General features: G+C 47.6%; 15 protein-coding genes. 6 read left to right on the top strand and 9 right to left on the bottom strand.

The genetic code is table 11. From position 1 onward, the window contains the following. Window positions 1-537: 537 nt before the first annotated feature. The 4 genes from BLS03_RS04515 to BLS03_RS04500 all read right to left on the bottom strand — a co-directional run bounded on the left by BLS03_RS04515 (window position 538) and on the right by BLS03_RS04500 (window position 5,302). Window positions 538-2,037, bottom strand: a complete 1,500-nt coding sequence (locus BLS03_RS04515) for a DHA2 family efflux MFS transporter permease subunit (RefSeq protein ID WP_093270295.1) — start codon at window positions 2,035-2,037, stop codon at window positions 538-540. A 12-nt stretch (window positions 2,038-2,049) separates the two neighbouring features. Beyond that, window positions 2,050-3,240, bottom strand: a complete 1,191-nt coding sequence (locus BLS03_RS04510; RefSeq protein ID WP_093270291.1) for an HlyD/EmrA/EmrK family protein — start codon at window positions 3,238-3,240, stop codon at window positions 2,050-2,052. A gap of 113 nt (window positions 3,241-3,353) precedes the next feature. Continuing rightward, the gene (locus tag BLS03_RS04505) at window positions 3,354-4,817 is read right to left on the bottom strand and encodes an efflux transporter outer membrane subunit (protein ID WP_093270288.1); all 1,464 of its coding nucleotides are present in this window, start codon (window positions 4,815-4,817) and stop codon (window positions 3,354-3,356) included. Then, complete coding sequence (locus BLS03_RS04500; protein WP_093270285.1) at window positions 4,814-5,302, bottom strand: MarR family winged helix-turn-helix transcriptional regulator; 489 nt, start codon at window positions 5,300-5,302, stop codon at window positions 4,814-4,816. The genes BLS03_RS04505 and BLS03_RS04500 overlap by 4 nt, the downstream gene beginning before the upstream one ends. A 378-nt stretch (window positions 5,303-5,680) precedes the next feature. Between BLS03_RS04500 and BLS03_RS04495 the strand changes: the two genes are divergently transcribed. Then, window positions 5,681-7,384, top strand: a complete 1,704-nt coding sequence (locus tag BLS03_RS04495; RefSeq protein ID WP_093270336.1) for a phospho-sugar mutase — start codon at window positions 5,681-5,683, stop codon at window positions 7,382-7,384. A 111-nt stretch (window positions 7,385-7,495) separates the two neighbouring features. Here the strand turns inward: BLS03_RS04495 and BLS03_RS04490 are convergent, their stop codons facing one another. Then, window positions 7,496-7,930, bottom strand: coding sequence for a GNAT family N-acetyltransferase (locus BLS03_RS04490; protein ID WP_093270282.1), 435 nt, complete (start codon window positions 7,928-7,930; stop codon window positions 7,496-7,498). A gap of 336 nt (window positions 7,931-8,266) precedes the next feature. On the opposite strand from BLS03_RS04490, the gene BLS03_RS04485 reads away from it, so the two are divergent. From BLS03_RS04485 to traF, 3 genes are all read left to right on the top strand, one after another. Further along, window positions 8,267-8,701 carry a hypothetical protein gene (locus tag BLS03_RS04485; protein ID WP_143015593.1) on the top strand — a complete coding sequence of 145 codons (435 nt, stop codon included), beginning with the start codon at window positions 8,267-8,269 and terminating at the stop codon, window positions 8,699-8,701. Between the two features lie 32 nt (window positions 8,702-8,733). After that, window positions 8,734-9,165, top strand: coding sequence for a hypothetical protein (locus BLS03_RS04480; RefSeq protein WP_093270276.1), 432 nt, complete (start codon window positions 8,734-8,736; stop codon window positions 9,163-9,165). A 285-nt stretch (window positions 9,166-9,450) separates the two neighbouring features. Next, window positions 9,451-10,614 carry a conjugal transfer protein TraF gene (gene traF, locus BLS03_RS04475; RefSeq protein ID WP_093270272.1) on the top strand — a complete coding sequence of 388 codons (1,164 nt, stop codon included), beginning with the start codon at window positions 9,451-9,453 and terminating at the stop codon, window positions 10,612-10,614. Between the two features lie 109 nt (window positions 10,615-10,723). Here traF and BLS03_RS04470 read toward each other — a convergent pair whose 3' ends face one another. Beyond that, window positions 10,724-11,377, bottom strand: a complete 654-nt coding sequence (locus BLS03_RS04470) for a LysE/ArgO family amino acid transporter (RefSeq protein ID WP_245696579.1) — start codon at window positions 11,375-11,377, stop codon at window positions 10,724-10,726. A 75-nt stretch (window positions 11,378-11,452) separates the two neighbouring features. Between BLS03_RS04470 and BLS03_RS04465 the strand changes: the two genes are divergently transcribed. Next, window positions 11,453-12,346, top strand: coding sequence for a LysR family transcriptional regulator ArgP (locus BLS03_RS04465; RefSeq protein ID WP_093270269.1), 894 nt, complete (start codon window positions 11,453-11,455; stop codon window positions 12,344-12,346). 170 nt (window positions 12,347-12,516) lie between these two features. Then, window positions 12,517-12,915: a hypothetical protein gene (locus BLS03_RS04460; RefSeq protein ID WP_093270266.1), complete on the top strand. Its 399-nt coding sequence runs from the start codon at window positions 12,517-12,519 to the stop codon at window positions 12,913-12,915. Window positions 12,916-13,017: 102 nt separating this feature from the next. Here BLS03_RS04460 and BLS03_RS04455 read toward each other — a convergent pair whose 3' ends face one another. The 3 genes from BLS03_RS04455 to BLS03_RS04445 all read right to left on the bottom strand — a co-directional run bounded on the left by BLS03_RS04455 (window position 13,018) and on the right by BLS03_RS04445 (window position 18,631). Further along, window positions 13,018-14,757, bottom strand: a complete 1,740-nt coding sequence (locus BLS03_RS04455) for a methyl-accepting chemotaxis protein (protein ID WP_093270263.1) — start codon at window positions 14,755-14,757, stop codon at window positions 13,018-13,020. 307 nt (window positions 14,758-15,064) lie between these two features. Then, window positions 15,065-16,330, bottom strand: a complete 1,266-nt coding sequence (locus BLS03_RS04450; RefSeq protein WP_093270260.1) for a maltoporin — start codon at window positions 16,328-16,330, stop codon at window positions 15,065-15,067. Between the two features lie 237 nt (window positions 16,331-16,567). Further along, window positions 16,568-18,631, bottom strand: coding sequence for a beta-galactosidase (locus tag BLS03_RS04445; RefSeq protein ID WP_093270258.1), 2,064 nt, complete (start codon window positions 18,629-18,631; stop codon window positions 16,568-16,570). Window positions 18,632-18,640: the final 9 nt, after the last annotated feature.

The following is an 18,640-nucleotide window of genomic DNA, read 5'->3' as shown; positions in this document are numbered from 1 at the left end:
TACCTCTCCAGCCAGTCATATGAAAACTTAACCCCATTATGATGAAAAAAACTAATCCAATAATCAGTGTAAAAAACCGACGATAACTTTTCACCTAAAAAAGTTTGGGGCAAAATCGTTTTATAGAGTCAGGGTTATTGCCAATATATTAGGAAAAAATTCAGGGATGAATTTTTAGGTTTTCGGCGCAGGACGCGCCTAAAACCGGGCCGGACAACACCAGATCACAAAAGGCGCTTTTGGTTCCTTTTGCGCCAACAAAAGGAACTGGTGCGCTATCGGAGAAGGTAAAGAAATCGCAAAAGTATTAGCGCATCATACAAACTCACTTCACCAAAGCTGACGGCCAATGAACGATAGTTCAAACGTAGACCAATCAGGAACGGGTGCGCTATCGCAGATAGAAAAGAAATAGACACGCGTTAGGCGCATCAAACTAGAGCTCCCAACTAAAACAACCTCAAAAGACATTTGCCTCCTCTCACCCATAAAAAAGCCCCGCTTTCGCGAGGCTCAAACAGCTCAGAAACAAGCAAATTAAGCGTGTTTCTCCGCTCTACGAGTAAAGAAGATAAATGGTACCAAAATGAGGAACAGCACCATAAGCAGTGTAAACAGGTCGATGGTCGACATCATATACGCCTGGCCGGTAATCGTTCCGTTGAGACTTGCCAGCGTGTTTTGTGCTTGCGGGCCTTGCAGTGATGACGCCACCAGCGGATTGTATGGCGAAATATGCTCTGCCATCACCGAGTGGTGAACACTGGCGTTGCGTGACCAAATCCAAGTGGTGAGCGATGACGCGAAGCTCGCGCCGATGGTACGAATAAAGGTCGATAACGACGCCGCATCCGAAACATCAGGACCACTAAGATCTGAGAGCAAAATGGTCGTCATCGGCATAAAGAACAGCGCAATACCAATGCCCATAAACAGCTGCACAATCGCGATACTTCTAAAATCAATATCGGTATTGAATTTGGCGCGGGCATAGCAGCTAATCGCTATCACAATAAAAGACAAAGCGGCCAATTTACGCATATCCAAATGACTACCAAAGCGACCGAGCAGCGGTGTCATAAAGAACGGCAACACGCCCATTGGCGCTGCGGCAAGCCCCGCCCACAATGCGGTGTAGCCCATTTGGCTTTGCAGCCACTGTGGCAAAATCAAGTTAATACTGAAAAAGCCCGAGTAACCTAGCGTGAGCAAAATGGTGCCGATGCAAAAGTTACGGTTGGCAAACAGTTTGAGGTTGATTATTGGGTTATCGTCGGTCAACTCCCAAATCACCATAAATATCAGCATCACAACGGCAAACACAGTACCGCCGATGATCCACGAGTTAGCAAACCAATCTAGTTCGTTACCTTTATCCAGTACCACTTGCAGTGCGCCAACGCCAAGTGCCATGGTCGCAAGGCCAACCACGTCAAGCTTGGCTTTAACAGGCTTATGCGGACGGTCTTTAAGCTGCGCCAAAATCACCATCACGGTAAACACACCGATTGGAATGTTGATAAAGAAAATCCATGGCCAGCTGTAGTCGTAGGTTAACCAACCGCCCAGAATTGGGCCGATGATTGGGCCAACCACTGCGACCATACCAATCAGCGCCAATGCCATGCCGCGCTTCGCCGCAGGGAAAATCGACATCAACAGCACTTGGCTCATAGGAAACAGCGGCGCTGCAGCAAAACCTTGCAAGGTACGAAACAGCACCAATTCGCCCATGGTTTGCGATATACCACATAGAAATGAGGTTACGCTAAATGCGATCAATGCGCCCACATACAAGTGCACCTCACCGACGCGGCGGCTAAGCCACGCGGTGATTGGCAAACCAATGGCGTTACTGACGGTAAATGACGTAATAACCCAGGTGCCTTGGTTAAGGCTAACGCCCATGTTACCGGCAATTGTCGGCAGTGATACGTTGGCAATCGTGGTGTCGAGTACTTGCATAAACACACCAAGCGCAATAGCAAAGACACACAGAGCCATGTTGGCGGGTCGGAACCCTTCTGGTTGACTCATATCAGTTCCCTTTTACTTCTTTGCCACGTACTGCTCATCGCCATTGTCATTTTCAGCAATGATGCGATCGATCATCTTGTTCACGCCGCTTAACGATTGCGCGTAAACATCAGTGTGGTAGCTCGATGTCGCGGTGTTTTTATCCGCGAGTAGCGCGCCGCTGGTATTACTGGTATCCACATCAACAGTCATCGACAAACCGATACGCAGTGGGTGCTGAGCGATGTCATGCTTATCCAATTCAATACGAACAGGCAGGCGTTGAACCACTTTGATCCAGTTACCGGTTGCGTTTTGCGCCGGCAGAATTGAGAACGCGCTTCCGGTACCAATACCTAAGCTTTCCACCGTACCGTGAAACTCAACATCTTCACCGTATAGGTCAGAAATCAAAGTAACAGGCTGGCCGATGCGCATATCGTTCAACTGTGTCTCTTTAAAGTTGGCATCAACCCAAACTTCATCCAGTGGCACCACCGCCATCAGAGTTGAGCTTTGACCAACACGTTGACCCACTTGCACATTACGCTGCGCAACATAACCCGATACTGGCGCCACTAGGCGAGTACGCTGCTTAGCAAGGTAAGTCTGTTTGACTTGTGCGATAGCGGTTTTCACCAACGGGTGCGTATCCACTGTGGTGTTGTGAATCATCGCTTGTTGCGATTTCAACTGTTGCTCAGCAACCGCGAGAGCTTTTTCCGCCGAGTTCACCATATCTTGAGCATGGCTCAACTCTTCTTGTGACAAACCACCCGCTTTAACCATGTCTTTACGGCGGCGTACGTCGGTTTTGGCTTTGTTCAGGGCAATGGTTTTTTCCGCCACAACCGCTTTCGCTTGTTCAACATTGTTAAACAGGCCGCGCACTTGACGCACGGTTTGCGCCAGATTCGCCATCGCACTTTCAAACGCAATGTCCGCGTCTGCATCATCAAAACGTACCAACTCTTGACCCTTTTCGACATAATCACCGTCATCGGCGGCGATCTTGGTCACTGTGCCTGCGATCTCTGGAGTGATTTGCACTAAGTTGCCGTTAACGTAAGCGTCTTCGGTGTCTTGGTTACCCACCACATAGTTGGTGTAGTAAAAACCGGCGCCTACTGCGGCCACTAAAACCACACCGGCAAAAATGGTTAAACTCTTTTTGCGCTTGCTTTGATTGGACGATGGCGCGTTATCAGTACGTGTATCTTGCATACTCTTATACCTTAATATTCCGTTTTGCGTTTCAAGCGAACCTTCGCTCAAAACCCTAATTAGCTAATGCAATACTTGGCACCGCCACATTGGGCAAATACCTTAATTCGGGGTTAGTTAGACGCAGGCTCGCTTTGCGTCGCCGACGCTTGCTGCTGCTCAGGTGCTTGGTAGAAACCGCCGCCTAAAGAGCGCACTAACATCACTTGTTGTTCTTGCTGCTGGTTTTTCAGCAAAGTGAAAGACGATTCCGCTTGAATCAATTGCTGCTCAGCCATCAACACTTCCAGTTGGCTACCCATACCCGCTTCGTAGCGTTTTTCGGTGATGTGATAACTCTTGTCGGCTAAGTTCATGCTTTGATGCGCATCATCAAGTTGTTTTTCCATCGACTGCATCGCCAGAATGTTGTCGCTGACTTCGCCAAGGGCATTGACCAAGGTCTTGTTGTATTGCGCCACCGCAGAGTCGTAACCGGCGGTTTTCTCGATCAAATTAGCTTTAAGACCCGTGGTAAATAATGGCAAGGAAATTGCGGGTTGAACGCTCCACGCTTGGCTCTCTTCGCCAAACACCGCATCACCAAGCATGGCTTTAAAGCCTGCGGTGGCGCTTAAGTTAACGTTGGGATAAAAACGCGTTTTAGCCGAATCGATCTCTTTGCTCGACGCTTCAACGCGCCATTTCGCGGCAACGATATCTGGGCGATGAGCCAGTAAGTTGGCTGGCAACTCGCGTGGCAATGCTAATTCAGTATCCATATGCGCACTTGGGCGATGGATGGTATTGGCAAGATCTGGGCCTTGACCGACTAAAGTCGCCAACGCGTTTTTGAGTTGGCTTACCGCCAATTCACGTTTTTTCAACGTTTGTTTGGCAGCCGCAGCGCCGCTTTGCGCAGTGTAAAGACGATCTTCTGAGGTCAAACCGTGCTTGAGCAAACGTGAGGTGATATCCACGATACGATTAGTACGATCGAGATCTTTCTGTGCTAAATCTTGCAGCGCATAGGCATTAGACAGCTGCACATACGTCTGCACGATAGCGGTCGATAACGTGATTCGCGCCGCTTGATGATCCACTTGCGCTGCACGCTGATTGTTGACGGCACCTTCCCACGCGTCACGCTCACCACCCCAGAGGTCAAAAGAGTAGCTGCCGCTTAGGCCAAGATTGTAAATGGTGCCATAACGGTGACCTTGAAAACTGTAGTCTTGCGAACGGGAAAGACGGGCGCGTGACATGCTAGCATCGGCAGAAACCGAAGGGTCAAATTGCGCATCCGCTGCCATCACCATGGCCGAAGCATTCATTAAGTTGGCGTTAGCAAGCTGCATATCTGGGCTATTTTTAAGCGCCAAATCGATGAGATTTTCCAATTGGCGATCATTGAGCACAACCCACCAATCCTCTGCTGGCCAAACCGCTGGCGAGAGCTTAGTTTGATTAAGATTTTGACTGTGCTCGAGAATCGTTTGGTCGGCCAATTGATTGGTCGGCTTAATATTGCTAGGCGCAGCACAGCCGTACAGCAGTACCATCGAGGCGACAGCTGTTAACTTGGTATATTTCATCATTCTGAATCGGAACCTTTTAAAAACTTTTCTCGACAACTATCAGTAATTGCGGAGGTGACGATCTTCTTTAAGCAGTGACGAAGCTGTTCGATTTCTTCTTCACTTAAAGCTTGGGTTAACTCATCAATCGCGCTGCGCGCGAGAGGCAGTGAACGTTTGACCACATCGACGCCGCTCTCGGTGAGTTGGATAACGATCGAGCGGCGATCGCTCGGGTCCGGTACGCGCAGTAGCAAGCCTTTCTTTTCCAGCCGATCTAGCATGCGGGTAATGGCACTGTTATCCACGTTTAGCGACTTGCCGATTTGCGATGGGCGGTCAAAACGAAAATGGTAAATTTGAAATAACACTTTGGCCTGAGTAGACGTAATGTCTTCAGGCATAAGGTGCTGATCTAATAGGCGATCTTTGATATGGCAACTTTTGCCGAGCAGAAAACCTAAGTTCTCTAACACAAACAAGCGCTGCTCGTTGGATATCGACATACTCTGTCCACCTGATTTTTATGCAACACATTTCTATCGAAGAAATAATTGTCACGTCATTAGTTGACTATGCAATTAATTATTCTCCTGTATATGACGTAAGTCAATCTATAAATTCTTCCAAATTGAACGAATTTTTCGAACATCTTGGTCAAATAGTACGAACAAAAATTCTATAAATTACAAAAAATTAAACAAAACCAATCAGATGAGGGGTCAAAGGTCTAGAAAAATGGCCAAGAAAGGTCTAATAGTTTGTTAGCACACAGAACGGATTGAGAAGGCAACTAAAAGTTGCATATTTTAACGATTGCGCTCTCGTAAATGAAAATCGATATCACCTACAATCCTGTCATCAACAACACAAAGGTTACCGATATGATGGAAAAAGTGACTCAGTGGTTGCAACGCGACCCTGACCCAAGAACTCGTGAAGAACTGCAATATTTGATCGATGAAAAAATGTATGACGAGCTCGAAGACCGCTTCGGTAGCCGTTTGGCATTTGGTACCGCAGGCCTTCGCGGTACCGTCGGTTGTGGTCCAAATCGCATGAACCGCTTAGTGATTCAAGAAACCGCCGCCGGGCTTGGCCACTACCTGAAACTGAATGTGACCAACGCTTGCTCACGCGGCGTCGTAATCGGCTACGATGGTCGCCCTGACTCCAAACAGTTTGCCCACGACACGGCTTCGGTGCTCACCGCGCTAGGGATTAAGGTCTACCTCACGCACAAAGTCGCCGCAACACCGATTGTCGCTTTTGGCGTCAAACACTTTAATGCAGCGGCGGCTGTGGTGGTGACTGCCAGCCATAACCCACCAGAATACAATGGCTTTAAAGTCTATTGGGAAAACGGCGCGCAAATCATTCCGCCCCACGATTCGGGCATCGCTATGCAAATTGATGATGCTGCGACAAAACCGATTCCACTTGAGTCGCTGACCGACGCCGAGCGCGAAGGCAAGCTGGTGTGGCTGCAAGACGATTACTATCAGACTTATCGCCAAGCCATCAGTGGTAATCCGCTGCTGCAAAATCACACCAAACCAGAGCGCTTGCGCATTGCCTACACCGCCATGCACGGCGTTGGGGCGGACATGGCTGAAACGTTGCTCAAAGATGCAGGCTTTACCCATGTTTACAGCGTGGCAGAGCAGCGCGAACCGGATGGCAACTTTCCAACCGTCAATTTCCCAAATCCAGAAGAAGCTGGCGCCATGGATATGGTGATGGCACTCGCCGAGTCGGTTGACGCCCACATTGCCTGTGCAAATGACCCCGATGCCGACCGCTTTGCTGTCGCGGTGAAAAAGCCGCAAGGTGGCTATCAAATGCTCACTGGCGATCAAGTTGGAACCCTGTTTGGTCACTATTTGTTGACTCGCGGCGACGCCAGTGGCGCGCTGATTGGCAACACCATAGTATCATCCAGTTTGCTGAGCAAAATTGCTAAGGCGAGTGGCGCGCAATACTACCAAACTCTGACAGGCTTTAAGTGGCTCACCAACGTAGCGATGCAGAAACAAACTGCGCAAAAACAGTTCTTGTTCGCCTATGAAGAAGCGCTGGGTTATACGGTGGGTAACAAGGTATGGGATAAAGATGGCCTGTCAGCGCTGGTCGCTTTTGCGCAGCTCGCCGCCGAATTGGAAAGCCAGGATAAAACCATTTGGGATCAACTTGAAGCCATCTACCGTCAGCACGGCATGTATGTGAATGCGCAGCGCAGTATCGCACTCGCGCCCGGCACGCCACCCGTTGGTGATTCACTGCGCGCGATGCCGCCAGTGCTGATCGCTGGACGTAAAGTCGAAGTGATCGACGATCTGAAAACTTCGCAGCGCCAGTTTGTCGGCGGAGAAACCCAAAGCATCGATCTACCAAGCAGTGATGTGCTTATCTATCAACTTGAAGGCGGCGCACGAGTGATTGTTCGCCCATCGGGCACTGAGCCAAAACTGAAATGCTACTACGAAGTGGTTGGCGAATTTGCCGAGAGTGAAAGCTTTGCCGAAGCTCAGACTCGAGCAATGCACGCGATGGATACCCTGATTGCCGATCATCAAGCCAGTTTGTAACCGTGCTTTTGTAACCACGCTGGCACTTATCATTGCTCATTCAAAACGGCGCATTACGCGCCGTTTTTCTGTTCTCGCGCCGCAAAGTATCACCCAAACAGCAAACACACGTTATTCAGGCTTTAACGCCGGCAAGCGTTTTTGCATAAAAATCTTATCGATGCCTTTGGCCGGAAAATCGCTGTAGCGCCCCACTTCCTCAAACCCCATGCGAATATAAAACTCACGCGCTTGAAACGTATAAGTATCTAAAAACAGGTCACACACTCCCAATTTTTGCACTTCAGCTTCAGTCTTTTTCATCAGAGCACTGCCAAGTCCACTGGCGCGATGCGCTTCGTCCACCCACAGATATTCAATAAACAAGGTGGTTTGAAACACTTCTCCGGTTAACCCTCCGATCACTTGTAACTGCTCATCTTGTTCAAAGCAGGCAACGCTATACACCTCTCCTTCAGGAAGATGGCGCGCATTGTATGACTTAAGCCCCTGATACACCGCTTCGCGAATAGTTTTAGGTGGGTTAATCATAAATTGAATCGACATAGCGCGGCATTCCTTATTAGCTGGTTAGACATATTTCTGTGGGTATAAATCATGATTCTAGGCGGGATTAACCCGCTCGTGCACCGCTTTGCATCGATAACAAACATTTGAGACACATCGACGCATCTTAAACTCAGCAACGGATTTAAAACTTTGCTCATCGGGGTCGCCTTTTGCACACGTGCAAGCGACGAGAATGTCACTATCGGCGAACTCGGCCAAATTGCGCGATATATTCCAACCTCAGAATTCGGTTTTGGCGATCACAACATTTGCTCAAAACCTGAGTCGCTTAAAAATAACGACGCCAAGAAATCTGGGATTAGGACATTGATTATGATGACAAAAATTTTGTTTGCTACGTCGGCTGTGGCTTTGATTGCCGGGTGTGTTTCACGCTCACAACTGGCCGAAAACAGCTTTGAATCCAAAGTAAAAATCGATGGTTATCATGAAAGTCAGCAGATGATCAGTGCACTTATCGACGGAAAAATTCAACGCGTCAAACAGTTCTCGTACGTCATTTTTAATGATTTAGCGACCAATCGTTTGACCTATATTACCGCGAAATCACCGATGCGCGATGGATTTATTGCTCCAGGTGATATTGAGCGTTTGGTCAAAGCGACTTACTCGGTATACCCCGCTCTTCAAGGGGATGGCTACGAAATTAATTTTCATCAAAGTAATAATAAGATGAATATCAGTTATCAATTAGATGCCGACCAAAACGGCAATATTGAAGATTTTATTTTTAAACCGTACGAATAATATTTTCTCACTCCAATAAACAAGGATTTTTTATGCGTTTTGCTACTGCTGTTGCGTTAAGTTTGCTTATCTCTGCTTGCTCTAATTCCGCAGAAGAAGAACTTAAAAACCAATACGTAGCCAATTATATTGAGAGCACAACTCCGATATTTCTCGAGCAATTGAAAGAACGCGCACGCGAACTCAATATAAGCCGTGAACAATTAGCCAGTTTGACTGAAACAGCCAACGATCGAATTGAGAAAATGGCGCAATGTTCGTATACCGCCTATCAACATTACCCCAAGCGTTATCACGACGCGATGATCGACGCCGTCGTACATGGCAACGATGTGCAAGCAAGCCGTGAAAAAGTCAGTTTAATGATTGAGCAAGACATGCAAAAAGGGCTGATTCTGCAAGATAAGATCATTGAATCAGCACGAAAAGTGCGCAGTAAACTGAATGACTGCATGGCCAGTTAGCTTGATGCCAAACAAATTCGCCAGCCACAAGTTATCAATATAATACGGCTGGCGAATTGATAAGATTAGCGATATTCCACTGACTTTAAAATGAATTTCAATTCATTATTCTGCCATATTTTATAGTACGTTTTTCGCCCGCTAAAACCGCCACAAAACACCCTATCCCGTACGGTCTTAATTAATTTGAAGCTAAATCTCAATTCATTACAAATATGCATATTTAATTAATTATTTTATATATTCCGCCGATGTATTTAGCATATACGTTAAGGAAAACCCACTATGCTAAATAAACAAAAATCCACTGTTACTTTTACCTTATTAAGTTCGTTATTGATTTCACATTCGGCTCATGCGACATACAAAATCTTTGACGCAAGAACTTACGCGATGGGCGGTGTCACTATTGTGGCTTCCGATGTCACACGCGCCGCTATGTACAACCCGGGCTTACTTTCTATCGTCAGTGATAAAAGTATTGGCGGAATGACCATTCCAAGTATTGGCTATGACTATGACAACCCGAATCACTTAACTCGCCACGCCAATGAGGCGTATCAGCAAATTTTGGCTGGTGATACAAGTGGGCTGAGTGAGACCCTTGCCAGTCTTGATGGTGCGGTAGAACACGAAAGTGTAAGCGCGGCACTTTCGGTCGGCGCTAAAGACAGCACCAACAATCCTTGGGTGGAATCGTTTGGCTTCTATACCGTTGGTTTTGCGAGCCAAGACATGGCGGTGGAACTTAGCGATGACAGTGATGCCACCACTCAAGCGCAAAATAGCCGCGTGAATACCGTGCAGCTTGGCGGTTCGGATTTTGGTTTTACTGTCGCGAACAAGGTCGCTTTTGCCGGTCAACAATATGGCGTAGGCATCACCACCAAACTGCAAAAACTGCGCGCTTATTCACTGCAATCGAGCGTTGCCGATTATGGTAACGGCGCTGTCAAAACCCGCAGCCGCACCAAAGAAGAGATGATTAACTTTGACGCTGGTGTTGCCTGGGAAAGCGGCCCGTTCCGTGCTGGGATTACCGCGATTAACTTGATTCCGTACACCATAAAATTGGACAAAAGCCCGGACGTAACTTCAGCAACAAATTTCAATTATAAAATTACCCCGCAGTTCACTACCGGTGTAGGCGTGTTCTTTAGAGATTTTGAGCTCAGCGCTGATTACGACCTCAACCAATTTGGCGGCTTTAACCACTTTGACGATAACCAGCAATGGTTCCGCGCTGGCGGTTCTTTGCATTTAGTCTCGGGTATCACCTTACGCGGTGGTTACCAGCGCAACTACGCGACCGATCAAGACAACAAATTTTATACCGCAGGTGTCATGTTAGACATACTCCCCTTTATACATGTTGATCTGGCCGCGAAATTTAAACCTGAAGGCGATCTTTACGGCATGTTTGCCAACTTAACCATGGCGCAATTTTAAACCCACGCTTTATCGATCACTGAAATTTATCAACCCGTAAAATTTGTCGACCAATAAAATGTGCAGGCGAAGACCATCGCCTGCACACCATCACTCATCCTCGCTCTGTTCACCCAAGTGGCGTCAACACTAACCCCAGGCATAAGTAAGCCATTACTAACCCCACCAACCCATCGAGCACACGCCACGCATTAGGATTTTTAAATAGCGGCAGCAAAAGCCTCGCGCCGTAAGTTATCGAAACAAACCAAGCCACACTCGCTAACATCGCGCCAAAGCCAAATTGCCATTGACTGCCATCTTGGTACTGAAGCGACAAACTGCCAAGCATAAACACCGTATCGAGATACACATGGGGATTGAGCCAAGTAAAGGCTAAACACGACAGTAAAATTTGCTGGCGACTGGCGCTAGTTTGCTGACTAGGATTAAGAGCATCAGCGCTTGAAAATGCGCGCCGCGCCGCTTGAAGTGCGTTAAAACCAAGAAACAGCGCGCCAGCATAACGCACCCATTGCAAAAGGTGAGGCCACTGCTCGACAATAAATCCAAGCCCAGACACGCCTGCAGCAATCAGCACAACGTCACTGACGATGCACACTGCGGCGACCAAACCGACATGGCTGCGCAGCAGTCCTTGCCGCAGTACAAACGCATTTTGCGAGCCGATACAAACAATTAAACCGGCACCAGTGGTAAACCCTGTAGCTAACGAAGATAGAAACATAGTGGTTGTGATAGTGAAAGAATCCGTGCTGCGCATTATCGCCATCATGACTTAATTAGAAAAACGATATAATCTAAATAAAGTTAAGAAATTCTAATTCTGGGTCATTTAATGAGTTTACTGTCACCTCAAGTCGCCGCCTTTATCGCCGTGATTGAAGAAGCCAGCTTTGAAGCAGCAGCTAAGCGCTTATCGGTCACGCCATCCGCCATTTCACAGCGCATCAAAACCTTAGAAGATCGCATCGGTCAGCTGTTAGTGGTTCGCCAAACACCTTGCAAACCCACCCCAGCAGGAGAAAAACTGCTGAGTAAAGTCAAACCCATGGCGCTACTTGAAAGCGAAGTGATGGCGGATTTTGTTCCTGACGACCGCCAGCACAACCAACGTTTTTCGCTCGCAGTCAATGAAGACTCGCTGTCCACTTGGCTGATTCCTGCGTTAACGGGTTTGCATCAGCAGCACGGCCATCTGTTTGACTTGTGCGTGGATGACCAAGATTACACGCTCGATTACTTAAAAAATGGCACTGCGATTGGCGCTTTAACGTCGGAGAAAACCCCACTGCAAGGTTGCCGCTCCCATTTACTGGGTAACATGCATTACTGCGCAGTAGCCTCAGCGCAATTTGCCGAGCGCTATTTTGCCAAGGGTTTAACAACCGAGGCATTTCGCCGCGCACCGATGATCGCCTATAACCGCAAAGATCCGCTGCAAACCCGTTTTATACACAAACTGACCGGAAAACATCTAACACCAGAGCAAGTGCACTATATGCCCAACTCTGTCGGCCTAGTCACTGGCGCCGCTCAACATATGGGCTGGTGCATGGTGGCTGAGGGGCTACTCGACAACGCGCTGCAAAGTGGGCAAGTGGTACAATTAGCTCCTGACGTTTGGCTTGACGAACCTCTGTACTGGCAACATGCGGCTGTGCAATCCAAATTGCTTGAGCAGATCACTCGCGCGTTATTTAGCGCCGCCCAAAGTGAGTTGTATCTGTAAGCTCGCTTAAACCGCCTCGCCTCTGTCCTTAGCAAAGCAGTGCAAACTTAATTTGCTGGTTTTGTCCAAGCCTTGCATCAGCTAGGTGGTTATACTGCTTAGCAACCAGCAAACGCAGCATCGCTGCGTCTTTGCAGCCCGATAGGGTAAAAACGATTAGGACAATCAAAATGTTAACTACCGACGTCGCCTGCCCGCTAGACGAATTTGCCCGCTATTTTGCCGCGCGCAGTCAAGCTCAAAAGCTGTTTCTAAGCAGCCCTCAAATCAACATCAGCTTTAATGCCGACAACGCCAGTGAATTTAGTGCTTGGGCGGAAAAACGCGCAGAGATGGAAGACGTCACTCGTATTATCGTGCTGCGCCAGTTTACCCATCAAGCGGCCAGTGAAGCAGGTGTCGAGATCAAAAATGTGGCCATTGGCGTGATCGATTTTGGCCAAAGCACCATCACCTTCCTAGCGCCAAAGCAGGCGAAACAGACCTACGCGGAGCGCGCCGTCGCGGGTGTCACCATCACCCCGCCAAGCGATCTCAATTTTGTCGCGATTGAGCAGCTAAGCGAGTAGCTCCAACTGATGGTATAGCTTTGTTATTTACAATCATTTGCAAATAAAAAAAGCGCCAAATCTAAACGATTTGACGCAAAGGCAGTGGTTTTTTAATCGCAGTTATTCGGTTTTAAAGCGTGCAATATAGCCAGACAACGACTGCGACATACTGGTGAGCTTGTTACTCGCTTCATAGGCGACTTTTTCATTTTGACTCATGGTTTCGACGATGCGGCTTAAGCCGTTCATATTGTCGTTAACCGACGACATCAAACTGCTCTGCTGATCGACAATATCCGCGACCTGATGGTTTTGCTGCAAAATACTTTCAACCGCTTGCGACATGGCTTCAAGCTGGGCCATTACTGTGGCCGAGCTCGACTCCGAGGCCTGGCAATTCTCCTCGGTGGTGGTCATTTTCTTCTGCACGGTTTGTGTCGTAGTCGCAAAGGTGGCGAGCAGATCGTCAATTTGTCCGGTGCACGAGCCGGTACGCGCTGCCAGAGTACGCACTTCTTCAGCCACGACCGCAAAGCCGCGGCCACTCTCACCCGCCCTCGCCGCTTCAATCGCCGCATTTAATGCCAGCAGATTGGTTTGGTCAGCAATTTGTTTAATGGTATCGAGAATATCGCCAATCGCGTTTGAATCGGTGGTAATTTGCTCAACCGAGGTCGACATCGCTGTGACATCTTGAGCAAGTGTATCCATACGACTCACCGCTTGCGCCCCGGCCTTAGACGACTCCGACATGCGATCTTTGACTAGCTCAACATATTCACTGGCTTGTGAAGTCCCCTGCTGAACCTGCCCAGACAAACGCGTCAAACTTTCAATCGCAGCGACGATATCTTGAGTTTCATGATGGTGCTGTTCGGCGGAGTCCATATTTTTCTTCGACTGGTCATTAAGCTCCAGAATCAGTGGTTCAATCAAACGGTTGGTGGATTTGATCTGCAAGAAAATCTCTTGGATCTGCGCCATAAACTGATTGATAGAGTGAGAAATTTGACCAAATTCGTCTTGGCTATTGACGGTAAGACGCTGAGTCAAATCTCCCTCGCCAGCGGTTAATCCGCCCACTAAGTGTTTCAGACGTTCCACCGGCTTAAGCAGCCATTGCAACATCACACCACTACACAGCAGCATGATCAGCGCACAAGCCACCAAATAGATGGTGACTTTGTTATTAATTTTGGCGGTTTGCGCCAGTATGTATTCATCATCAATAAAACTGGTCAATACCCAGGTTTGATCGCCAATTTCAATATTGCTCGGTTGGCCTTGCATATCCCGATTGCTCGGCTTATTCGAGTAAATAGACACCCCATTTGGCGCGCTGAGTTGATAATAAGTCCCTTTGGAATTAAATTTTTCAATCACGCCTGCAACGGCATTTAGATTGAGGACAAAGAAGTCAACAATATTGCGTTTTTTACGCGACACCGTCATCGAAAGATCGCTACCATGTTGGGTCACTTCGCCGATTTTAATCCCTTCTGAGAGGGTTTTCGCGATGCCAGTGTAATATTTAACATCGTCTTCGGACATTGAACCTTCATCACTCAAAGCGATTTTGTTCATCACCTTGACCACGCGGTCAAAGCCGAGATTCTCTTTGGTCGATTTGATATTCATGATGCCAAATTCGACGCTTTCCACTAGGTTGAGCTTACTCACCACGTAATTAGAAATATTGCCCTTCATCAAACCAAGATCTTTGGTGATATTCTGCATTGAGGATTGGTAAATATACTCTTTGATCACCGATTTAACGCTGATGTAAGACACACCGATCGTGGCCACGATCGTCAGTATCATCATCAACAGGATTTTATTTTTGAATTTTAATGACGTCATATTTGGAACCTATCTGAAATGGGGCTTAGGTGGGTTATTCCAGTCAGCTGTGCGCCACTCCTTTACCTTGCGCTTTAGCTTGTATACAAAATTGGCAATGACTCGAATTTGATCCCTAAATTCGAAGTGGAATATCACGTGTGGGTCGACACTAAAAATCACTGGTTGCGAAAAGATCGGGGAAATCATAGAAGGCGTTCGCAACAACCCAGATATTCGCGGCGCCGCCGCAAAGTGTTGAGCCCGATGACAAAATCGAGCTCTTTGAACAGACAAAAAGGCAGTGCCAAAGCACTGCCAATTCGGATTACCACCAAGCTTCCACTTGAACACCGACACGGATGTCATTGTCTTCAGTGCTGTCGTTAAACGACTCGCTTTCGTTGTCTTTTACGTAAGTGGCGTATAGACGTAACTCTGGGCGTGCCATGATGTATTTACCGGCGCTAAGCACTTGTGCCACAGTAAATTTCTCACCCGCAGATTTGTCCTCGCTGCCACCATCCCAAGTTTTGGTATTTGAGAAGTAGCCAAGTTCAAACACAGTTTTGTTATGTTCAGACCAAGTATATTGAGGGCGTACAACCACAGACAATAAGGTTTGGTCATCAACCCAGTCACCATGGTCTTGCGCGTAACCGTAAGTGATCACGTGGTTGAACATGATGTTGTCACTAACGTTAAAATCACCGGTGTTGATAACACGGAAACCTTGCGCATCACTGATGTCACCGCTCCAAGTGTCATACCAACCGCCATTTTGCGAAATCATGTTTTGTGCCAAACCTTTGTTGCCATATTGGAATACGGTTTTGTTGTAGCCTTTAGAAAAGCTTTGGCTGATTTCTGCAGTTAACATCACGCCGTTATCCGCAACAAAATCAGCGGCATCTTGACTATCAGTGGTGTTAAGCATCGCATAATCAACGCCCACTTCAGTCCAAGCGCCAGACCAAGGCTGGTAGCCGGCGTAACGCACATCGAGATAGTTAACATTGACACCATCGCTGACCGTAGTTGATGTGCCGGTGAGTTTATAACCGGATTGGTCACCACGAATGATCGCGGTCGATAAAGCGCCAGGACCGGCTTTTAGTCCTTCTAGACCAAACCCGTAACCAGAAATATTCCAGTATTTAGAGTCGATGATGTGTAAGTCATGGCGTTGGTAGAAGCGCTTACCGGCCCACAAAGTAGCTTCTGGCGCCGAAGGAATAAAGCCTTTGGCTTGCAGGTTTAGCTGCTTGAGGCCGACATCTGCGTTGCCGTCAGAGGTGCTTTCAGAATCCAGTTCACCGTCAGATGAGAACGAGAACATACTTTGGAAATAAATGGTTTTGTCTTCTTGCTTATACAATTCCTGACCAAGACCAATCTCTGAATAGGTATCAAACTCGTTACCTAAGCGGCCTAAGGTGGTTTTGTTAAACTCATCACCACTTTCAACACCACCGCCATTGGCCGAGATACCCGTACCTGCACGTACGTAACCTGTAAAATCCACTGCATAAGCTGGGACGGTTGATAGCGCGACCAAGATCGCAGGAACTAGGGGTTTTAAGTTCATTCTCATCAGTATGTCCTTTATTGTTTCTGTTCGTTATCGCGGCTTCTAAAGAAGCTCATTTTGTAAAATTCATCCTCACTATATATTCATCGCTTATTGATAACTTTCGCACAGTTCACATTTGTGTAAACGTTACCACAAAATAAAAAACTGTTTTATTATTTGTTAAATTGATCACGATTTTGTTGCATAAAAAAAGCCGACCTTAATAAGGTCGGCTTAGCAATTCAATGACCGAGTACGTTATACTTTCAAGATTCTTACTTGATACGGATTCAGATTTAACGTGCCTTTAACCAGTTCACCTGACTGCAGGTCGATATAGTTTTTATCGTCTAAAATCAATGGAGTTTGATAAGCATTAAAATTCATAATGAAGGTGTAAGTGTGGTTTTGGTCATGACGTTGAGTGACGGATACCCCTTCAGGAAGGCAAGTCTCAATACACAAACTCAAATTGTGACGCTTTGCCAAACCTGCATAAAAATCCTTGTGGAAACGTTGATCATTTCTGGAAGTTATGTAGTAGGCAACACCCTCACCAAGGCTGTTTTTGGTTACCGCTGGCATATGAGCGAAGAAGTCACTGCCGTAGCACGCCAATTCGCTGGCACTTTCTAGGTGAACCAACTCGCACAGATGACGTGCTTGATAACCGCCCTTGAGGCCAAGTTCATTGTTGTTATGAGCCAGTACTGTCACCGACTCTTCGTCATACAATGAATCGATCTCTTCAGCCCAAATCCCAAAAGTACGGCGCAGCGCACTGCCCTCGCCGCCTGGGAAACCGCCGAGGAAACACAGATCGTTGTCGTCGACAATTCCAGTCCAGTAAGTCGCGACTAACACGCCACCTTGCTGAACGAATTTCTCGAGGCGCTCAGCAACACCGGGTTTGATCAAATACAGCATCGGCGCAACCACCACTTTATAAGTGGAAAAATCGCTTAGCTGTTCAATTACATCGCAATTGATGCCTTGCCGCCAAAATCCGCGGTAGTGGTCGTTGACAGTTTGCTCATAGAACAAGCCTTGATTACGCGGACCTTGCGCATCATCCATTGCCCAGCGGCTTTCCCAGTCGAAAATGATCGCCACTTCCGCCTCAGTACGGCTACCCACAAGGGCCGATGCTTGTTCAAGCGTTTTACCCACTAGCGCCACTTCACGACCCACACGAGTATCAACATGGCCGACATGATCAACCACCGAACCGTGGAATTTTTCTGACGAACCGCGGCTCTTACGCCACTGAAAGTACTGCACTGAATCAGAGCCGTGCGCTACCGCCTGCATTGAGGCTAATAGGTGCATACCTGGCTTTTTCAGCTTAGTGATCGGTTGCCAGTTGGTTTGGCTTGGAGTGGATTCCATCAGCAAAAATGGTTGGTCTTTAAGGCTGCGCATCAAATCGTGATACATGGCGGTGTAACACGCCAGTGCCAAATCATCGTCGCCTTTATGCCATAATGGGTAGCTGTCCCACGACGCAATATCGATCACTTTGGCCAATTTCCAGTAATCGTAGTCGTAGAAGTACTCCATCAGGTTAGCCGTGACCGGTAACTCTGGGTTTTGCGCCTTAAGCGGTTTGATCTCTTCAACGCAAAAATCCGTCACTTGCTCTGTGACAAAGCGTTTCCAATCCAAGTTTTGAGCGTGAACAGCGTTTTCACCAATCGGTGAAGGCGATTCGATTTGCTCCCAACTTTGATAAGTGTGGCTCCAGAATTTGCTCCACCATTTACTGTTCAGCTCATCCAGTGATTGATACTTGTTTTTTAACCAAGCGCGAAACGCATCTTGGCAGAATTCGCAGTGGCAATCGCCACCGTATTCGTTGGAAATATGCCAGCCAATCACAGCCGGGTGATGCGCATAGCGCTCAGCCAGTTTGCTGTTGATAATATTAACTTTTTCGCGATATTCCAGCGTGGTGTAACAGTGATTATGACGTCCGCCATGCAGCTGTTTGACCCGCGCGGCGTTAACACGCAATACGCTTGGATAGGTTTCTGATAACCAAGCTGGACGCGCACCACTTGGCGTTGCCAATAGCACATTAACCCCAGCGGCATGGAGGCGATCCAACACCTCATCCAGCCACTGAAAGTCAAACACACCTTCTTCAGGTTCGAGTGTCGCCCAGCTAAAAATTCCCACCGACATGACGTTGGAGTGGGTCTGCTTCATCAGCTCGATGTCTTTTTCCAGAATATCTGGGCGATCAAGCCACTGTTCGGGGTTGTAATCCGCCCCGTGGAGCAAAGTGTTCACCTTAGGTATGATCGGTGAGAAATTTTTCATATCAAGAAT

Origin of the sequence: Vibrio xiamenensis (assembly GCF_900100015.1) — a bacterium.
Lineage (GTDB): Bacteria > Pseudomonadota > Gammaproteobacteria > Enterobacterales > Vibrionaceae > Vibrio > Vibrio xiamenensis.
Note: the sequence above shows the minus strand (reverse complement) of the source record. Positions and strands in the feature narration are given on the sequence as shown.

Bases quoted from the DNA above. Each gene is read 5' to 3' on its own strand.
- BLS03_RS04470 (WP_245696579.1), bottom strand. From the start codon at position 11,377: ATGCGCAGCACGGATTCTTTCACTATCACAACCACTATGTTTCTATCT.
- BLS03_RS04490 (WP_093270282.1), bottom strand. From the start codon at position 7,930: ATGTCGATTCAATTTATGATTAACCCACCTAAAACTATTCGCGAAGCG.
- BLS03_RS04450 (WP_093270260.1), bottom strand. From the start codon at position 16,330: ATGAGAATGAACTTAAAACCCCTAGTTCCTGCGATCTTGGTCGCGCTA.
- BLS03_RS04480 (WP_093270276.1), top strand. From the start codon at position 8,734: ATGCGTTTTGCTACTGCTGTTGCGTTAAGTTTGCTTATCTCTGCTTGC.
- BLS03_RS04445 (WP_093270258.1), bottom strand. From the start codon at position 18,631: ATGAAAAATTTCTCACCGATCATACCTAAGGTGAACACTTTGCTCCAC.
- BLS03_RS04485 (WP_143015593.1), top strand. From the start codon at position 8,267: ATGATGACAAAAATTTTGTTTGCTACGTCGGCTGTGGCTTTGATTGCC.
- traF (WP_093270272.1), top strand. From the start codon at position 9,451: ATGCTAAATAAACAAAAATCCACTGTTACTTTTACCTTATTAAGTTCG.
- BLS03_RS04515 (WP_093270295.1), bottom strand. From the start codon at position 2,037: ATGAGTCAACCAGAAGGGTTCCGACCCGCCAACATGGCTCTGTGTGTC.
- BLS03_RS04495 (WP_093270336.1), top strand. From the start codon at position 5,681: ATGATGGAAAAAGTGACTCAGTGGTTGCAACGCGACCCTGACCCAAGA.
- BLS03_RS04505 (WP_093270288.1), bottom strand. From the start codon at position 4,817: ATGATGAAATATACCAAGTTAACAGCTGTCGCCTCGATGGTACTGCTG.
- BLS03_RS04500 (WP_093270285.1), bottom strand. From the start codon at position 5,302: ATGTCGATATCCAACGAGCAGCGCTTGTTTGTGTTAGAGAACTTAGGT.
- BLS03_RS04455 (WP_093270263.1), bottom strand. From the start codon at position 14,757: ATGACGTCATTAAAATTCAAAAATAAAATCCTGTTGATGATGATACTG.
- BLS03_RS04465 (WP_093270269.1), top strand. From the start codon at position 11,453: ATGAGTTTACTGTCACCTCAAGTCGCCGCCTTTATCGCCGTGATTGAA.
- BLS03_RS04510 (WP_093270291.1), bottom strand. From the start codon at position 3,240: ATGCAAGATACACGTACTGATAACGCGCCATCGTCCAATCAAAGCAAG.
- BLS03_RS04460 (WP_093270266.1), top strand. From the start codon at position 12,517: ATGTTAACTACCGACGTCGCCTGCCCGCTAGACGAATTTGCCCGCTAT.